This window comes from Rhodococcus oryzae, assembly GCF_005049235.1.
Lineage (GTDB): Bacteria > Actinomycetota > Actinomycetes > Mycobacteriales > Mycobacteriaceae > Rhodococcus_G > Rhodococcus_G oryzae.
On record NZ_SUMD01000002.1, the window covers coordinates 1 to 16,570 of the forward strand.

Annotated in this window: 16 protein-coding genes; 9 read left to right on the forward strand and 7 right to left on the reverse strand. The window is 70.0% G+C overall.

Features of this window, described 5'->3' with window-relative positions:
• From FCG67_RS03460 to FCG67_RS03475, 4 genes are all read left to right on the forward strand, one after another.
• Window positions 1–143, forward strand: a 143-nt coding sequence (locus tag FCG67_RS03460; RefSeq protein ID WP_246044891.1) for a Fe-Mn family superoxide dismutase, incomplete at its 5' end; no start/stop codon positions are given.
• 86 nt (window positions 144–229) lie between these two features.
• On the forward strand, window positions 230–1,072 hold the full coding sequence (locus FCG67_RS03465; protein ID WP_136907222.1) for an SMP-30/gluconolactonase/LRE family protein: 843 nt from the start codon (window positions 230–232) through the stop codon (window positions 1,070–1,072).
• A gap of 117 nt (window positions 1,073–1,189) precedes the next feature.
• Entirely contained in the window at window positions 1,190–1,717 is a 528-nt protein-coding gene (locus FCG67_RS03470) for a peptidase (RefSeq protein ID WP_136907224.1), read from the forward strand.
• 285 nt (window positions 1,718–2,002) lie between these two features.
• Window positions 2,003–2,701, forward strand: a complete 699-nt coding sequence (locus FCG67_RS03475; protein WP_136907227.1) for a TMEM165/GDT1 family protein — start codon at window positions 2,003–2,005, stop codon at window positions 2,699–2,701.
• 7 nt (window positions 2,702–2,708) lie between these two features.
• On the opposite strand, the gene FCG67_RS03480 is transcribed toward FCG67_RS03475, so the two are convergent.
• From FCG67_RS03480 to FCG67_RS03505, 6 genes are all read right to left on the reverse strand, one after another.
• Complete coding sequence (locus tag FCG67_RS03480; RefSeq protein ID WP_136907229.1) at window positions 2,709–3,458, reverse strand: hypothetical protein; 750 nt, start codon at window positions 3,456–3,458, stop codon at window positions 2,709–2,711.
• Between the two features lie 129 nt (window positions 3,459–3,587).
• A complete protein-coding gene (locus FCG67_RS03485; protein ID WP_136907231.1) occupies window positions 3,588–5,057 on the reverse strand; it encodes an ABC transporter ATP-binding protein in 1,470 nt (489 codons plus the stop codon).
• Window positions 5,054–5,896 carry an ABC transporter permease gene (locus FCG67_RS03490; RefSeq protein WP_136907233.1) on the reverse strand — a complete coding sequence of 281 codons (843 nt, stop codon included), beginning with the start codon at window positions 5,894–5,896 and terminating at the stop codon, window positions 5,054–5,056. Before FCG67_RS03490 ends, FCG67_RS03485 begins: the two co-directional genes overlap by 4 nt.
• Complete coding sequence (locus FCG67_RS03495; protein WP_246044811.1) at window positions 5,893–6,852, reverse strand: ABC transporter permease; 960 nt, start codon at window positions 6,850–6,852, stop codon at window positions 5,893–5,895. Before FCG67_RS03495 ends, FCG67_RS03490 begins: the two co-directional genes overlap by 4 nt.
• Entirely contained in the window at window positions 6,840–8,408 is a 1,569-nt protein-coding gene (locus FCG67_RS03500; protein WP_136907235.1) for an ABC transporter substrate-binding protein, read from the reverse strand. The genes FCG67_RS03495 and FCG67_RS03500 overlap by 13 nt, the downstream gene beginning before the upstream one ends.
• Before the next feature lie 85 nt (window positions 8,409–8,493).
• Entirely contained in the window at window positions 8,494–9,759 is a 1,266-nt protein-coding gene (locus FCG67_RS03505) for an MFS transporter (RefSeq protein ID WP_246044812.1), read from the reverse strand.
• 213 nt (window positions 9,760–9,972) lie between these two features.
• Between FCG67_RS03505 and FCG67_RS03510 the strand changes: the two genes are divergently transcribed.
• The 3 genes from FCG67_RS03510 (at window position 9,973) to FCG67_RS03520 (ending at window position 13,080) form a co-directional block, all read left to right on the forward strand.
• Entirely contained in the window at window positions 9,973–10,365 is a 393-nt protein-coding gene (locus tag FCG67_RS03510) for a PPOX class F420-dependent oxidoreductase (protein WP_136907237.1), read from the forward strand.
• Between the two features lie 58 nt (window positions 10,366–10,423).
• On the forward strand, window positions 10,424–10,771 hold the full coding sequence (locus FCG67_RS03515; protein ID WP_136907240.1) for a TraR/DksA family transcriptional regulator: 348 nt from the start codon (window positions 10,424–10,426) through the stop codon (window positions 10,769–10,771).
• A 1,541-nt stretch (window positions 10,772–12,312) separates the two neighbouring features.
• Window positions 12,313–13,080, forward strand: coding sequence for an SDR family NAD(P)-dependent oxidoreductase (locus FCG67_RS03520; RefSeq protein ID WP_136907242.1), 768 nt, complete (start codon window positions 12,313–12,315; stop codon window positions 13,078–13,080).
• A gap of 490 nt (window positions 13,081–13,570) precedes the next feature.
• On the opposite strand, the gene FCG67_RS03525 is transcribed toward FCG67_RS03520, so the two are convergent.
• Window positions 13,571–15,133 carry a TM0106 family RecB-like putative nuclease gene (locus tag FCG67_RS03525; protein ID WP_136908037.1) on the reverse strand — a complete coding sequence of 521 codons (1,563 nt, stop codon included), beginning with the start codon at window positions 15,131–15,133 and terminating at the stop codon, window positions 13,571–13,573.
• Window positions 15,134–15,370: 237 nt separating this feature from the next.
• Here FCG67_RS03525 and FCG67_RS03530 point away from each other — a divergent pair, with 237 nt between their 5' ends.
• Together FCG67_RS03530 and FCG67_RS03535 are read left to right on the forward strand one after the other, a co-directional pair.
• Window positions 15,371–15,988, forward strand: coding sequence for a DUF6474 family protein (locus FCG67_RS03530; protein WP_136907244.1), 618 nt, complete (start codon window positions 15,371–15,373; stop codon window positions 15,986–15,988).
• 22 nt (window positions 15,989–16,010) lie between these two features.
• Entirely contained in the window at window positions 16,011–16,544 is a 534-nt protein-coding gene (locus tag FCG67_RS03535) for a hypothetical protein (protein ID WP_136907246.1), read from the forward strand.
• Window positions 16,545–16,570: the final 26 nt, after the last annotated feature.

The window sequence follows — 16,570 nt, forward strand, 5'->3', positions numbered from 1 at the left end:
ACATGTGGGAGCACGCCTTCTACCTCGACTACCAGAACGTCAAGGGCGACTACGTCAACGCCTTCTGGAACATCGTCAACTGGAACGACGTCTCCGCCCGCTTCGACCGCGCCCGCACCCAGACCGCAGGCCTCATCGTCTAAGCAGCTCCGCCGCACGACCCACTCCGCCGCGCCCGACCTTCGGGCGCGGCGGAGTCGTTTCCGGCAAACGGTCGTATCGTTGAGGGATGGACACCCTCGTCGAGGGTCTGACCTTTCCCGATGGGGCACGCTGGCACGACCGGCACCTGTGGTTCTCGGACACGCACGCCGGTGAGGTGTTGGCGTACGACCCGCTGACGGGCGCGCTCAACACCATGGCCGAGGTGCCCGGTCGACCCGCGGGCCTGGGCTTTCTCCCCGACGGTCGGCTCCTCATCGCCTCCACCCGCGACCTGCTCGTACTGCGCCGGGAACCGGACGGCGCCCTGGTCGTGCACGCCGACCTCTCCGGCATCGCCACCTGGTACCTGAACGAGATGTGCGTCGACCGGTTCGGACGCGCCTATGTCGGCAACGTCGGCGACGGCAGCGATCCCCCGCGGCCGCCGCGGCCCGCCGACCTGGCGATGATCGAACCCGACGGCACCGTCCACGACGTCGCGACCGCGATGGTGCTGGCGGGCGGCATGGTCGTGACCTCCGACGGCAACACCCTCATCGTCGCCGAGAGCCGATCCACCCCCGGCCGGCTGACAGGCTTCACCATCGAGCCCGACGGCGGGCTCGAGCAACGACGGGTGATCGCCGAGTTCGACGCCTCGGTGCACCCCGACGGCCTCGCGATCGACGCCGAGGACGGCGTCTGGGTCGCCTCCCCGTTCGGGGACGAGATCTTCCGCGTCGACGCCGAGGGCGCCATCACCGACCGCCTGTCCGCGCCCCACCCGTACTCGCTCGCGCTGGGCGGGCCCGACGGTCGGGACCTGTTCGTCTGCACCGCCGAGACATGGGTTCCAGAGGAAGCGGAACGGGACCGCGGCGGCGCCGTGCGGCGGATCCGGGTGCGGGTTCCCGCCGCGCAGACGTAGCGCGTCCCCCGGTTCGGCTGGCACTCCATCCCGCTTGTCTGCCAGCCGAGTTCGGCGCATCCTGGAGGTGTCCCGGGATGCGGTCCGGGGCGCCCGTCGGGCGGAAGGGGGACGGACGTGAACCAGCACGGACACATCGGCGTATCGCCGTTCCATGCCGCCGGGGCGCTGCGCGGGTTCGTCATCTCCGGCCGGTGGCCCGACACCACCAAGGAGTGGGCCCAGCTCCTGGTGTTCGCGGTCCGGGTCGCCTGCGTACCCGGGTTACTCCCCACCTCAACGGTTTTCGGCGCGCACGAGGATGTTCCCGAGGACCCTGAACCGGGCACCGTCGGGCTTGTGGTCGCGGAGGGCCCGGTCCTCGGCGAATCTGCCGTCACACCAGGATGTTTCGCGGAGCATCAGCCGCCCGCGCTGCTGGTGCTGCACCCGCCGTCGGAGACCATGCCGTCGTTGCCGGAGTGTGTGGGCGCGGCCTCGGGCTGCCTGTTGCTGCCGGGCGTGCCGCACCTCGGCCTGGACCACCGGGCGACCTGGGTGGAGGCGGACGCCGACGGGACCGTCACGTCCCTGGTCAGCCGGATGAGCCTCGATCCCAACTCCGACCCCGACACCGCCGTTTTGGCCATGCTGCTGGCCTCCTGACGCGGACCGGAAGAACAAAGTTCGGTCTCCCAAACTTGTTGTGCGCTTTGCGATCTCGTGAACCTCGGGTAGTCTTACGCCTAGCGAAGGGGAGTAGCCCCCAATCGAGCAGTCGACATACTGGTCAGCATCGCGAAGTACGATGCGCCCGGCTGCCCGAACCGACGCCGTCGTTCACGCGACAGGCACCGGTGGGCGAGACCTTCGGCTGTCGACGTCCACACGTCGGCGGCCGGAGGAACGGTTCCCAACATCCTCCGAAACCAGATAACGGAGGAGGTTCGCATGCTTGCCGCGCTGCTGCTCAGCTTCGGCGTCATCTTCGTCGCCGAACTCGGCGACAAATCCCAGCTCATGGCGATGGCGTTCGCGCTGCGCTACAAGTGGTGGGTCGTGATCGGCGGCATCACCGTCGCCACCACCGTGGTGCACCTGGTCTCCGTCGGCGTCGGCCACTACCTGGGCGTGGCCATCCCCACGAACCTGATCAGCACCGTCGGTGGCATCGCCTTCCTGATCTTCGCCCTGTGGACCCTGCGCGGCGACAGCCTCAGCGACGACGAGCAGAACAAGGCCACTCGGGTCGGCACCTCGGCGTTCCTCGCGGTCGCCTCGGCGTTCTTCCTGGCCGAGCTCGGCGACAAGACGATGCTCGCCACCATCACGCTGGCCGCGGACAACGACTGGGTCGGCGTGTGGATCGGCTCGACGGTCGGCATGGTCGCGGCCGATGCCCTCGCGATCATCGTCGGCGCCGTGCTGGGCAAGCACCTGCCGGAGCGGTTCATCCAGCTCGCGGCCGCGACCCTGTTCTTCGTCTTCGGCGTGATGCTGCTGCTCCAGGGCCTGTTCCCCGGGTCCGTGGCGGGCCCGATCGCCGGCGGCGCGATCCTCGCGGTCGCGGCTGTGGTGGGAGGCGTTCGGTACGCGCGGGCGCGGAAGGCCGTACCGGTCGAGGAGACGAGCGAACCCCTCGACCGGTAGGTAACCCTCAGGAACCCGAGCTGCCGAACCCCCCGAGGTCGGGCGCGACCTGGGTCGTCCCCGTCGCCACCCACCCCGACTCAGGAACCCCGGCTCCGCTGAAGCGAAGCGCGGACTCCCCGCTGTCCACAGACTCGGTCGCCGTGTAATTCAGGTTCATTCGGACCGATCCGGCGGCGACACCCCAGGAAGACTCGCGGGTGGGGATGACCCATCCGCCTGTGGGAGCGGTGACTGTGACGTCGCCGGTCTCGGGATCGACCGTGAAGGTCGCGTCGAGAACTGCGTCGGACGACCACGAGCTGAGCGATGCATCTCCGCTCGTGAACACGAACCCACGTGGGGTGCGGATGGTGGCGCTCGTGAGCTCCAACCCCGACTGCGGATCCACCAGGTCCCCAGGCTTGTTGATCGAGAAGTTCGCCCTCACTACTGCGTTTTCACCATGACTCACCCTGTCCCGTCCAGTGAGTTCCACGTCGAAGTCCCCGACCACCGCCCTGTCCTGGTAACGAAGGTCGTCACAGGCCGAAGGGCCCAAGTCGACGTCGGTGAATGGCTGACAGGCCCCCAGTTCGGAGGTGAAACTGCCGGTGTCGACCGCTCCCGCCGCGCCCACCCCGGCTAGCGCACCTCCCGCGACAATCGTCAGCGCCCCGAGCAACGACCCACCCTTGCGCACCACGTGTCCAGCCACTTCCACTGACGTCTCCCTCAATCGTGAAGCCCCGGCGAGCCCCTTGCCCGCGCCACCCATAGCCCGCCAAGAATAGGGAGCGAAACGACGCACCGAAGCGGAATCGGAACGCGACTTTGCGCAGTTCAAAGCGTTAAACGCTGTCTCGAGAGCGTCATTGCCTGCTCCGATCGCGGCGGCCCTCACCCGCTACCTGAGACCTTCGGGCTCCACTGAGTTCGACGTCCCGGTCGAGGCAAGTTCCCCCATCTCGACCACCTCACCCGCGACCGCGCCAACCACCGCGGCGTCGTGACTGATCACCAGCAGCGACATCCCCTGCTCGCGGGCGAGTTCCGACAGGATCTCGAGCACGCGTCGCTGCGACACCGAGTCGAGCCCGGTGGTCACCTCATCGCAGATCAGCAGCGCGGGTGACGTCGCAAGGGCACGCGCGATCGCGGCGCGTTGCGCCTCACCGCCCGACAGCGAGGACACGCGTGCTCGCGCGATATCGGCAGCGAGACCAACCTGCCGCAGCGCGATCGTCGCGGCATTCTCGGCGTCCACCCTGGACATGCCCCGCAGCCGCATCGGCCCGCGGGCGATCTGCTCGCCCACGCTCCGGAACGGATCGAAGGCCGCCTTCGCATCCTGGAACACGTAGGCGATCGCCGCTGCCTGCGCGCGGGAACGCCCCCGGGCGTCGGCCACCAACGCCTCGCCGTCGAGCAGTACCCGCCCCGCCGACGGCCGGTGCAGCCCGGCGACGACACGGGCGGCGGTGGTCTTGCCGCAACCGGACGGACCGACCAGGGCCACGCACTCCCCCGGACCGATGCCCAGCGAGAAGTCCCGCAGGACCGGGTCGCTCCGGTAGCCCGCGGTCACCCCGTCCATCACCAGCCGGGGGGTCCGAGCCCCGGTTCCCGAACTCCGGCCGCGCTCGCGACGCGATGCGCCGGCCTCGAGCAGGGCCAGCGTCTGCTGGTGGGCGGGCGCGTCGAGAAGCGCCACGTCGCCGGACTCGACAACCCTGCCCTGCATCATCACGACCACGTGCCCGGCCACCGCCCGGACCGCATCGAGGTCGTGCGTGAGCAGGACGATCGTCAGCCCCTCGCTCGCGAGGCGGGTGATCTCGTCCAGCACGGCCGACCTGTTTGCGGGATCCTGGCCGGTGGTCGGTTCGTCCAGGATCAGGCAGTCCGGGTCCGTCAGCAGGGTCTGGGCGATGACCAGGCGCTGCTGCTGACCGCCGGAGAGCTGGTGCGGGTAGCGGTCCAGCAGCCGCGCGCCCTCGGGAAAGCTGGCGCGCCGCAACGCATCCGGCACGGTGAGCCGGTGCCCCGCGCGGTGTGCGGCGCGTTCGACGTCGCGGAGCACGCTCCCGATCCGCAGCCAGGGCGTGAGCACCGCGGAGGGCTGTTGCGGCACGTAGCCGAACCGCACCCCCTCGCACTCGAGCAGGAGCGATTCGATTGTCACGCCCGGCCGCCGCTCCCCCATCAAGGCCAGCGCCGTGGTGGTCTTTCCGCTTCCCGAGCCGCCGATGACGGCGGTGACATCGCCGGCCGGAATGTCCAGGTCGACGCCGTCGACCAGCGTGCGGCCCGCGGCCCGCGCGGTCAGTCCACGCACCCGGATCGCCTGGCGCCGCCCGTGCACGACCTCGGTCATGTGTCGCTCCTCCCCGGGGACGCCTCTCTCGACGCCACCCTGGCGCCCGAGTCGAACAACAGATTCACCCCGACCGCGAGCCCGATGATCAACAGGGTCGGGATCAGCACACCCCAAGGGGCGAGGGCGATACCGCTCCGGTTGCGATCGACCATGACCGCCCAATCGGTGCCCGAGGCGTCGGCCGTCAGCCCGAGGAAGCTGGCGGACGCCACCAGATAGATCGCGCCCACGAAGCGCAGCCCGGCATCGGCCGCCAGCACGGACAGCAGCGTGCGCCCCAGGTAGCCGATGTTGCGCCGCCACCACGTCTCCCGCTGCAGGCGTAGCGCCTGCATCGCGGGGCTGTGCGCGGCGTGCAACGCCGAGGCCCTCACCAGCCGGGCGGCGTCCGGAAACTGCAGGACCGCCACCGTCAGCGCCAGCACCGCGGCGTTCGCCTCCGTCATCGCCACCACGAGGAGCAGCAGCATCATCGACGGGACCGAGAGCAGCAGGTCCAGCGGGCGCATCAACATCTCGTCCACCCACCGCCGCCCCGATGTCGCCGCGGCCACTGCCCACGGCACGGCGAGCAGGTAGATCGCGAGCACCGCGGCTGCGGCGATGAGCACCAACGATCGACCGCCGAGCAGGGCCTGGGTCAGCACGTCGCGGCCCTCCGCGTCCGTGCCGAGCGGCCAGTCGCCGCCCGAGGCGAAGGCGGGGCCGCGGGGGCCGGGCTCGGCGACGAGCGGTCCGCCGAAAGCCACGAGGAGCGCGGCCGTCGTGAGCGCCGCGCCCACCAGGACCCCCGATCCCCGGCCTCCGCGCCTGCCACCCTCGGTACGCACCGTCACCGTGCCTCCCGCGCAACGGGATTCAGTGCGAACGCCGCGATGTCGGCGAGCAGGTTCACGCTCACGGTGATCAGCGAGAACAGCACCACCAGACCCAGCAGCAACGGCACGTCCCGGCTGCTGACCGCCCCGACCAGCAGCTGCCCGAGCCCGCCGAGCGCGAAGACGGCCTCCACCACAACCACGCCTCCGAGCAACCAGTCCGACACCCGTGCGAGCTGCTGCACGGCGGGCGTGATCGACCCGGGCAGCGCGTGCCGCCAGACCACCCGGGGCATCGGCACGCCGAGCCGCAGGGTGTGCCGGGTGTATTCGGACTCCAGCGACGTGATCATCGAGGACCGCACCAGTCGCGACAGCGAGCACACCGGCCGCACCGCGAGCACCGCCACCGGCAGCAACCACAGCTCCGGCTGCGCGAGCAACGGTCCGCTCGCGCCGACCGCGGTGGGGGCGAACCACCCGAGCCACACGGCGAACACCGCGACCACCACGATCGCCAGGGCGAACTCGGGCACCGCGTACAGCGCGACGGTCAGCCAGGAGATCGCCCGGTCCACCCGACCGCCCCGCCGCACCGCCGCGGTGACCCCCAGCAGCAGGGCGATCGGGATCAGGACCGCGAGGGCGAGCAGCGTCAGCGTCACGGTGGGAACCATTGCTGCGGACAATAATTCGGACACCGGCCGCCCCGAGATCGCCGAGGTTCCCAGGTCTCCGCGGGCCAGACCCCCGAGCCAGCCCCCGAGCTGATCGAGCAGCGGTCGGTCCAGCCCGAGGGCGCGGCGGAGCCGGGCGATGCGTTCGGGGTCGGCATCGTCGGCCGCGATGGTGACGGCGGCGTCCCCGGGTAGGAGGGCCGCGACCAGGAACACCACCACCACGACGCCGAGCACCTGCGCACCGCCGAGGGCGATGCGCAGGGCGACGTACCGGACGAGCATCAGGAAAGCCACGCCTTGTCGAAGCGCGCGTAGCCGAGGGTGTTGCTGGGGGCTCCCTCCGCCACGCCGTCGACGTTGGGCGCAAGCCCGTGCAGCCCGTCGGCGAAACCCCAGACCAGAAGGCCGCCATCGGAATACAACTGTGATTGCATGTCCCGGTAGGCGCGGGCGCGCACCTCCTCGTCGGTGGTGGCGCTGGCGGTGGCGAACAGGGTGTCGAACTCGGGCCGACGCCACTGCGTGTAGTTCTTGGCGGATGTCGACAGCATCCGCTGCGCGAGGTGCGACTCGATGGGCATCGCGCCCGACCGGAAGCTGGACAGCACGCCCTCGTCGAGGGTTCGGGTCCAGTAGGTGGAGCCCTCGCCCACCTTCACCTCGATCCGCAGACCGGCGCGCCCGGCCTGCTCGGCGAAGATGTTGGCCGCCTCGACGAATCCGTTGGTCGCACCGGTCGTGAGCAACTCGACGCGGGTGTTCTCGGCGCCGGCCCTCCGGATCAGCGCCCGCGCGGCCTCGAGGTCGGCGGTGCGCTGCGGCAGGTCGTCGGCGTAGTACTTGGCGCCCTTGCCGAACAGGTCGTTGCCCACCACCCCGGAGGTCCCCAGCACGGTGTTGACGAGCTCCTCACGATCGACCAGCGCGAACATCGCCCGGCGCAGGTCCACGTTGTCGAACGGTGGTCGGTCCACCTTCATCGCGAAACCCGACATCGAGCTGCGTGGCGAACGCAGGATCCGCAGCCGGCGGTCCCCCTCGTAGGTTCGCGCCGACGTGGCGCCGAGATCGTCGGCGTACTCGGCCTGGCCGCCGAGCAGCGCGTTGATCCGCGCGGTCTCGTCCGGCGCGGACAGGATCTCGAGTTCCTCGAGATGCGGTGCCCCGTCCCAGTAGTCGGCGAACCGGCGGCCCACGAAGGACCGGCCCGGTTCGAAGGAGACGAAGGTGAACGGTCCCGAGCCGACGGGGCGGGTGAAGTCGGTGGTGCCCTCGGGGATGACGTAGGCGCCGAAGGCGGCCAGCACGTTGGCCAGGTCGCCGCAGGGCCGGGTGCAGGCGAATTCGATGGTGCGATCGTCGATCGCGCGGGACCGCCCGATGTCGATGACCTCGAGCGAGGCCCGCGGCCGCAGCGCGTTCCGCGGGTCCTGGATGCGGGCGTAGGAGTACAGCACGTCGGCCGATCGGACCGGTCGCCCGTCATGGAACGACGCCTGCCGCAGTTCCACAGTCCAGGACGTGGCGGCGGAATTCGGCCGCCAGTTCGCGGCGAGCCGCGGCACCGGCCCTAGGTCATTTCCGTACTCGACGAGCTTGTCGTACAGGGCATTCGAACGGGCGACATCGGCGTAGAGGTTGGTCTTGTGCGGGTCGAGCACCTCCTGGGCGCCGCCTCCCGCGAAGACGGCCCGCAGCCGCCCGCCGTCTCTGGGTGCAGCGCTGCTCGCCGCCTCGCCGTCGGCCGAGCCGCAGCCGCCCAGCAGGACGGCGCCGGTCGCGGCCGCGCCGAGGCCGAGGAACGTCCGGCGGTTCAGGTGCGGCAGGCGCGTGCGGGTGAGCGGATTCATGGTCTTCTCCTTGGGGGTGTTGCGAGAGGGTGTGGTGCGAAGCCGCCGTGGGCGGCTCAGCGGGCTTCGGGAACGATGACGCCGATCACGCACTCGCTCGTGCCGGTTCGGCGAGCAGTCGGCGCCGCTGCAGCAGCCACACCGCGGCCGCGGAGCAGGCCCCGAGCAGGATGCAGACACAGACCCCAGGCCAGCCGTTGGCGAGTTCGACGCCGTAGCCGATCAGGGCGTTGCCCGCGGCCGCCACCACCCCGGAGACCAGGTAGAACATGCCAAACAATGTGCCCGAGATGCGCGAATCCCCATACGCCGGAATCAGTTCCATCACAAACGGCTGGGCTGCCATGATGCCCGCCTCCAGTACGAGTGCGGAGATCACCAAGGGCGTGAGCCCGAGGACGGCGTGCCGGACGTCGTCGCCGGGGCCGATCCACAACACCGGCAGCAGGACCGCGAACGCGCCACCCATGAGCGCGAGCCCGCCCGCTATCGCGGTGCCCCGGTCGGCCCGGTTCTGCAGCCACCTGGTGACCCGGACCTGGAAGAGCAGGCTGAAGACGGTGGTGCTGAGGAAGATCACCGCCACCGCGCCCTGCCAGGGCGTGATCCTCCGGGCCAGCACCGGGTAGACCAGGTACACCTGGCTCTGCAGGGCGAACATCCCGAGCATGGCCAGGGTGAACAGGACGAACCGCCGGTCGGCGAGTACCACCCCCCAGCCCCGCAACACACTCGTCTCGGACGGCTCCACCTCGTGCGCGGGAAGGTAGCGCAGCTGGGCGAGGGTGAGGGCGGCGAAGATCGCGGCCGCCGCGAGAGCGACGGTCCGGAAGTCGACCGCGAGCAGCGCGCTGCCGATCAACGGGCCGGACAGGGCGCCGGCCTGGGCGAACACGTTGAACACCGCGAAGGCCTCGGCCCTGCGGTCCGGTTCGGCCACGGCGATGTAGGACCTGACCGCCGGGTTGAACAGTGCCCCGGCCAGTCCCGACAGGATCGAGGCGATCAGCAGCGCCGGTAGGGAGGTCCCGAGGCCGAACACCGCGAAACCCCCACAGCGCAACGCGCACCCGGCGATGATCACCCGCCGCGGGCCCAGCCGATCCGACGCGGTGCCGCCGAGGAGGAACATGCCCTGCTGGCTGAGCGTGCGGACACCGAGCACGACGCCCGTGATCGCCAGGGAGAGACCGAGATTGCCGGTGAGGTGCATCGAGAGGAATGGCACCAGCATGTAGAAGCCGGTGTTGACGCCGTATTGGTTGACGACGAGCAGTTGCACCGATCGGGGGAAGCTACTCAGGGTCGCGAGCGTCCCCGCTGCCGGCGCCTTACGCATCGTCCGACTCATGACCGGACCCCTCGCCGCGGCGCCCGCCGAGGCCCCGCCAGAGATCGTGGGCGAGCAGCATCCATATGTGTGCCACGCGTGACCTTCCGCTCGAGCCCTAACCGGACCAGCAGAAGATACTGACAATCGTTGTCGTTAGCAATAGGGCATGGATCCGCCGAGAGATTCGACGGATACTGGGAGGGTCTCGCAGGCACCCACAGGAGGGGTGACATGACCGAACAGATTCCCCCGGAACCGATCGCGGCCGCCAAGGTGGTGTTGCTGCAGACCCGCAAACGGGACGGCAGCTGGGTCGATACCCCCGTGAACATCGCAATGGACGGGTCCCACACCTATTTCCGGACACCCGGCAGGGCCTCGAAGAACAAGCGGCTGCGGAACTTCCCCGATGTGCGGATCTCGCCCTGCACCTGGTCGGGCAAGCCGACGGGCGGGGGGTCGGCTGCGACCGCGCACCTGCTCGCAGGCGCCGAGGCCGACGCCGCGGCCCGGGCGATCGACCATCGCTTCCCGATCCTGCAGCACGTCCTGGTGCGGGCGACTCACAAGGTCATGCGCACCCCCACGCTGCATTACGAGCTGACGAACTTCCACGCGCCGTGACCGAATCCAGGTCGGGGCCAGACGGAAGCATCGGCTGCGATGCGGTGTTGTATCGGACATGACCAAGTCCGCCGCTGCCACCGCCCGCGACCGGATCGCGGCGGAGCAGGCCGCTACTGCGCATCGGATCGAATCGCTCACCGCGCGTCTGGCCGACATCCTGGACGGCTCCGAGCTGACCACCAACGACGACGAGCACGATCCGGAGGGCTCGACGATCGCGTTCGAGCGCGCCCAGGTCACCTCGCTGCTCGGGGACGCGCGGCAGGAACTCGAGGATCTCGACGCGGCACTGCGGCGGGTCGAGGTCGGTAGCTACGGGGTGTGCGTGAAGTGCGGGCGGCCAATTGGCGCCGAGCGGCTCGACGTGCTGCCCGCGGTAGTCACCTGCATCGACTGTTCCTGAAATCGCCCGCCCAGGAATCCCTGAGCGGGCGGCACCATCAAGCTCGATTCGATATGTGAGGGGGAACTACGGCCTGCCGGCTGCTGCGACGCCCTCACGGCCGCCGGAGCCGCGAGGACTTCAGTAATCCATGCTCCCGTTGCCCACGCCCCCGAGCACGTGAGTTTCCCCGGTGGCCAGCCAGCCTCCGGCGGCGGGTGCTCCGATGCCGGTGAAGGTGATACCGCTTGCGCCACCGCGATGTGTGAAGAGGACGTACCGGCACCGTGCGATGGACATGCTGCCTGCGGCGCGGACGTCGGTTGTCCTGAGGCCGCCCGCCCCGGAGGATCCCTGAGCGGGCGGCACCGAGGTCAATTCGGGGTTATCCAATCCCTGGCTGGTGCCCTCCGGGAGCGGAGGGGTTCAGGAGCATAATGATCACCGGAATAACCTCGAACGATGTGATCTCGTGTGACAACAGGGCTGGCAGATCCGCGGCGGCCATGGTGTCGGGCGTGACCGCGGACGCGTCCAGGCCGCGCCAGACTAAGAAAGGAAGAGAGGAAACCCGCCACTCTCAGGATCGAAACCAGGGCTGCATTTGGGAGGCGCAGTCATTCCGCATCCAGTGGTAAGCAAACTGGAACCCGTGTCCGCCAGGCCACGGAACACATTCCCAAGTAACACGTCCACGGCGGCTGAGCCGGTGATGGGGAGTTCATCGGCCGACGCCGTGCCCGCTCCGAGAGCCAGACCGCCGCCGAGCAGAGCAGCAGCGGCAAGGATGGACGCGCCACGGCGCGCCAGAGTTCGAGACATACAGATTCCTTCGTTCGAAGTGTGATGACTGAGGCGACCTCACCCCGTCACGGAAGCATTCGACGATCACCTTCCACAGGCCACGGCCTTGAACAGCGCAGCGGCTGTGGCCGAAAGCCGGGAGCGGCGCTGTGCACTATCCGATGTTTGCGGGAGGAGGCATGGATGTGCCAGGAGGGCGCCCGTTGAGCCAGTCATCCCACGCGATCGATCCGATCGGAGTGTCGGCAGGGGGGCAGTTCCCACATCCGGTCCAGACATCGGCCCCATCGATGGAGCCAGCGCCAACCAGCACGCCGAGTGAACCCAGCAGGGCGTAGTTGACGACAAACGCAGCAGAACCCACCGCGTCGGACGAGGATTCCGCGGCGGAGGCCGTGCCCCCGCCGAAGCCCACAACACCACCGAGCACGGCCGCGGCAACAAGGACGGACGCGCCACGGCGCGCGAGAGTACGAGACATCCAGATTCCTTCGTTCGAAGTGTGATGACTGGGGCGGCCACACCCATCGGAACGCCCCCGACCGCGTCAGAATAGGGCCGGCCACCCGCCGCCACTACCGAAATCGAGAATCGGCATCCTCGCAGGTCAAACGTTATACACAACGAATACCGCGGCTGGATCGGCAAGGCTGTCAGCCAGTTCGGTGAACCGTCGTTAACCAGACTCACGACCGGGGCGCTATCGTTCAGGTCACTACCGGTCGGCCAACGGTGGCCGCCAGAAAAGAGGATCGACTGTGGAAATCCAGGGAACCGCGGCACTGGTCACCGGAGCTGCCTCCGGCCTCGGCGCTGCGACCGCCAAGCGCTTCGCCGACGCGGGCGCCACCGTCTTCGGGCTGGACCTGGCCCAGTCCATCGAGCGCGCGGGCGACAGCGTCCCCGCCGGCGTCACCCTCATCCCCACCGATGTCACCAGCGGCGACGAGGTCCAGGCTGCCGTCGACCAGATCGTCGCCTCCGGCGTGCCGCTGCGCACCGTCGTCAACTGCGCAGGCGTCGGCTGGGCCGGCCGCATCCTGTCCAAGAACGGCCCGCACGACCTGGAGCTGTTCCGCACGGTCATCACCGTCAACCTGCTCGGCACGTTCAACGTGATGCGCCTGGCCGCCGACGCGATCGCCAAGACCGACACCGTCGACGAGTCCGGCCAGCGCGGCGTCGTCATCAACACCGCCTCGGTCGCGGCGTTCGAGGGCCAGATCGGCCAGATCGCCTACTCCGCCTCCAAGGGCGGGGTGCAGGGCATGACCGTGCCCGCCGCGCGCGACCTGGCGCAGTTCGGCATCCGCGTCAACACCATCGCCCCCGGCATCATCGACACCCCGATGCTCGCGGGCGTCACCGACGAGTACCGCAAGGGCCTCGAGGCAGGCGTGCCGTTCCCGTCCCGCCTGGGCAACCCCTCCGAGTACGCGCAGCTCGCGCAGATGATCGTCGAGCACGACTACCTCAACGGCGAGACCATCCGCATGGACGGCGCGCTGCGCATGGCGCCGCGGTAACCGTCGCCCAAACGTGGGTGGTCGCGCCGATGCGCCGCGACCACCCACGCAGGTCAGGACAAAGACTGAGCACTGCCTGTTTCCCAGACGTCCGCGAGGAACTCGCCGACAGGCCCCGGAAAGATCGGCTGGGTGTTGCCATGGGGGGCACATCCACCATTGCCATCCTCCTGACAGTACGCATTCGCGGTTCCCGCCCCGAGGACCCCGCCCGCGACAACCCCGCCGACGACGATCGCGACGGCACCGATCATCGACGCACCCCGACGCACAATGCTCTTACCCACGATGACACTCCCCTGTTCCCACGAATAGAGGGTTCCCGATAGATCGGACACACCGGACGCCGACACCCTAGCGCCCGCGGCCACCATGCACTCCGGGTTACGAGGAGACGCATATCCTCAGGTCAAGCGTCATACACAACGCTGGACTCGAAGACCCGCGTCAGCGCCCGTCGAGCCCGGCCGCGCACGGGCGCCGCAGGCGCCTACAGCTCCGAGGCCAGCGGGGTCTCCGTCGCCGCGCGGTCGGTCATCCACTCCCGCAACACCTTTGTCGCGCGTACGTCGTCCTCGTTGTAGACGAACAACCGCTCCCGCTGGTCGAGATCCGGATCGTGGTCGTAGCCGACCGCCTCCCGATACCAGCTCATCGACGCCTCGCCGCCGGCGTCCGCGTCCCGCCAGTTGAACCCGGCAACCGGCGCAATCTTCTTGAGCCCCTTACCGTTCGGGCAGATGAACTGGTCGCTCACCGCCTGGTAGACATCCACCCAGTCCGGGCTGTCGATGAAGGCGCGGATCTGCGCGACCGTCGGGATCCCCGGCATCCCGGCAAACCGGGTCGCCGAGTCGAGCAGCCACTTGTCTTCCGCCGCACGGGAATAGCAGTAGGCCGCGAAGGTCTTGCCCGCCGCGAGGGTCTCCTCCCTTACCCCCATCAGCCAGCCCCAGAACTCCGCGAACGACCTGCCCTCGTCCCGGGTCGGCAACGGGTCCCAGGTGACGAACGGCCGGTACGGCTGGGTGACACCATCCGCGGTCAGCAGCGTGCCCCACAGGTAGGCGCCGTGCTCCTGGTAGCTCTCCATGTCCACGTCGACCTCGACGTCGGCCCGGCGCACCGTGACCTCGGGCCTGCGCCGCACCAGCGGGACCTGGCCCAGCCAGGCCTTCGCGATCACCACCGCGTCCTCGAACCCGTTGCCCTGCCACTCCTCCGGTGCCGGTCCGTCCCAGGCCGCCAGGTCGTCGATGGTGTAGACCCCGGCCGCGCGCAGCGCCTCGGCCCGCGAGCCCGTCGCCACCAGGCTGACGTCCCGTGCGGCCGTCAGGTTCTCCTTGCAGCGCGACCACCAGGGGCAGGACCGGCACTCGCCGATCTGCGACGGCGAGGTGAAGCGTTCGCCGCGCGCGACGGCCAGCCGGTCGGCGAACCGCTCGTCGTACACGTCCATCACCGCGGCGAGGTCGTGCACGAGGAAGCGCTCGCCGCCGTACCCGATGACGCCGCCGAGCATCGACGGGCTCGCCACGCCCTGCGCCTGCAGCATTCGCTGCAGGTGCGCCAGGCGGAGCTGGTCGCGGAGCTGAGCGCGCACCTTCCGGTCCGGGTCCACGCCCGGGGCCCAGTCGTCCAGGCCGGAGGTGACCGCGCCGCTGCCCGGATCGGTGACCTTGTGGTTCACCACGATGGCCGGGATGTATCCCCCGCGGTCGGCGTCCCGGATCAACAGCTCCGCGCGCCCGCGCCTGCCGGTGTCGAACTCGAGCGGCAACACCGCGCCCCAGATCCGGTCAGCGCCCTCGGCGCAGGCCCGCAGGGTCGCCGCCGCCCGCTCCCGCGTCGGGACGGACTGGTCGATCAGCACCCAGGTGTGGCCGCCGGGGGCCATCAACCGCCGGAGCATGTCCTCCCGGTGTGCCTGGGCCGATTCCCGGCGCTGCTGGACGCCGATGTCCTCCGGCGCCGAGGCGATCTGCTCGGGGTAGGCCGAGTCGAGGTGGACCCGGTGCCGGCACGTGGTCAGCGTCCTGGGATCGATGAGCACCGACCGAGTGCCGTTGCGGCCCGGCTCGGCGTCCTGGTGCGGATCCCGGAGGTCCTGCGAAGAGTTCACGATGACGAGATTATGGTCCGTGGCACCGACAACCCGCACCGCGCCCGCCTGCGCAGCGGCAAGAACCAGCGCTGCCGGACTCGCCGCCGTCGTCCGGGGCGGTCGCGGATAGGCTGTCGGGGACGAGGTGTGCCGACGCTCGAGCGCCAAGAATGAGGGGCCTTACGCATGGGTTTGTTCAGGAAACGTAAGACACGCGCGACCCGGCGTGCCGAGGCGAAGGCCCTCAAGCACAAGGCCAAGGTCGAGGCGAAGCTCGGCGCCCGCAACGACCGCAAGAAGATGCGCACCGAGGCCAAGTCCGCGAAGAAGGTCGAGAAGGCTCAGCTCGCGACGCTGAAGGCGCAGGAGAAGGCCGCCACCCGCGGCAAGCTCAGCGTCGGCCAGATCCGCAAGTACCTGGGCATCGCCCGGCTGCTGACGCCGGTGCTCGCCCCCCTCGTCTACCGCGGCGCCACCATGCTGCGCGCGCAGCTGGACCAGCAGCGCGCCAACAAGATGGGCATCGCCCCCGAGGAGCTGGGCACCTACACCGGGCACGGCGCCCACCTCAGCGCCCGGATCGCCGGCGCCGAGCGGTCCGCGAACGCCATCGCCGCCCAGTACCCCGACCCCGAGACCACCCGGTTCACCGGCGCCGTCCTCGGTCGCCTCGCCGAGCTCAGCACGGCCGTCCGGGCCTCCGAGCAGATGCCGGTCCAGCGCCGCAGGGCCGCCCACCACGCGATCTCGGCCGAACTCGACGGCGTCGAGGCCGACCTGCTCGCCCGCCTCGGCGTCCGCTGACCCCAGGCGCGACGCTCCGAAGATGCCGACCCCCCTCCCCGACCACACCGCCCGCATGCGCGGCGCGGCGGTCGGGGCGCTCACCGCGGCGATCGCGGTGGCAGGCCACGGGGTCGCGGGCGGCGGCTACCCGGACTCCTCGGCCCTGACGCTGCTGGTGCTGTGCTGTGCCGCCGTCGGCGCGCTCGCCGGCGGCCTGCGCGGCGGCCGGGTCGCGCTGCTCGGGGCGCTGGCGGCCGGGCAGCTCGTCGGACACCTCGCGCTGTCGACCGCCCTCACCGCGCACCAGTTCCACGGGCCGGAGTTCTCCCCCAGCGGGCTGACGATGCTCGGCGCCCACGCCGTCGCGACGGCGCTGTGCGCCGCGCTGATCCTGGCCGCGGAGGCCGTGTACGGCCCGATCACCCGGGTGCTGCGGTCCGTCCTGCGTCGGTGGAATCCGCTGCCGCGCACCAATTTCCCGCTCCGCGCCGCGTCGACGGACCCGTTCGCGCCGGTGACGCTGCTGCACTTCTGCATCTCGAGACGCGGACCGCCCGCGGCGGTGCCCGCATAGCGGACTCGGCGACCCGAGCCCGCCCT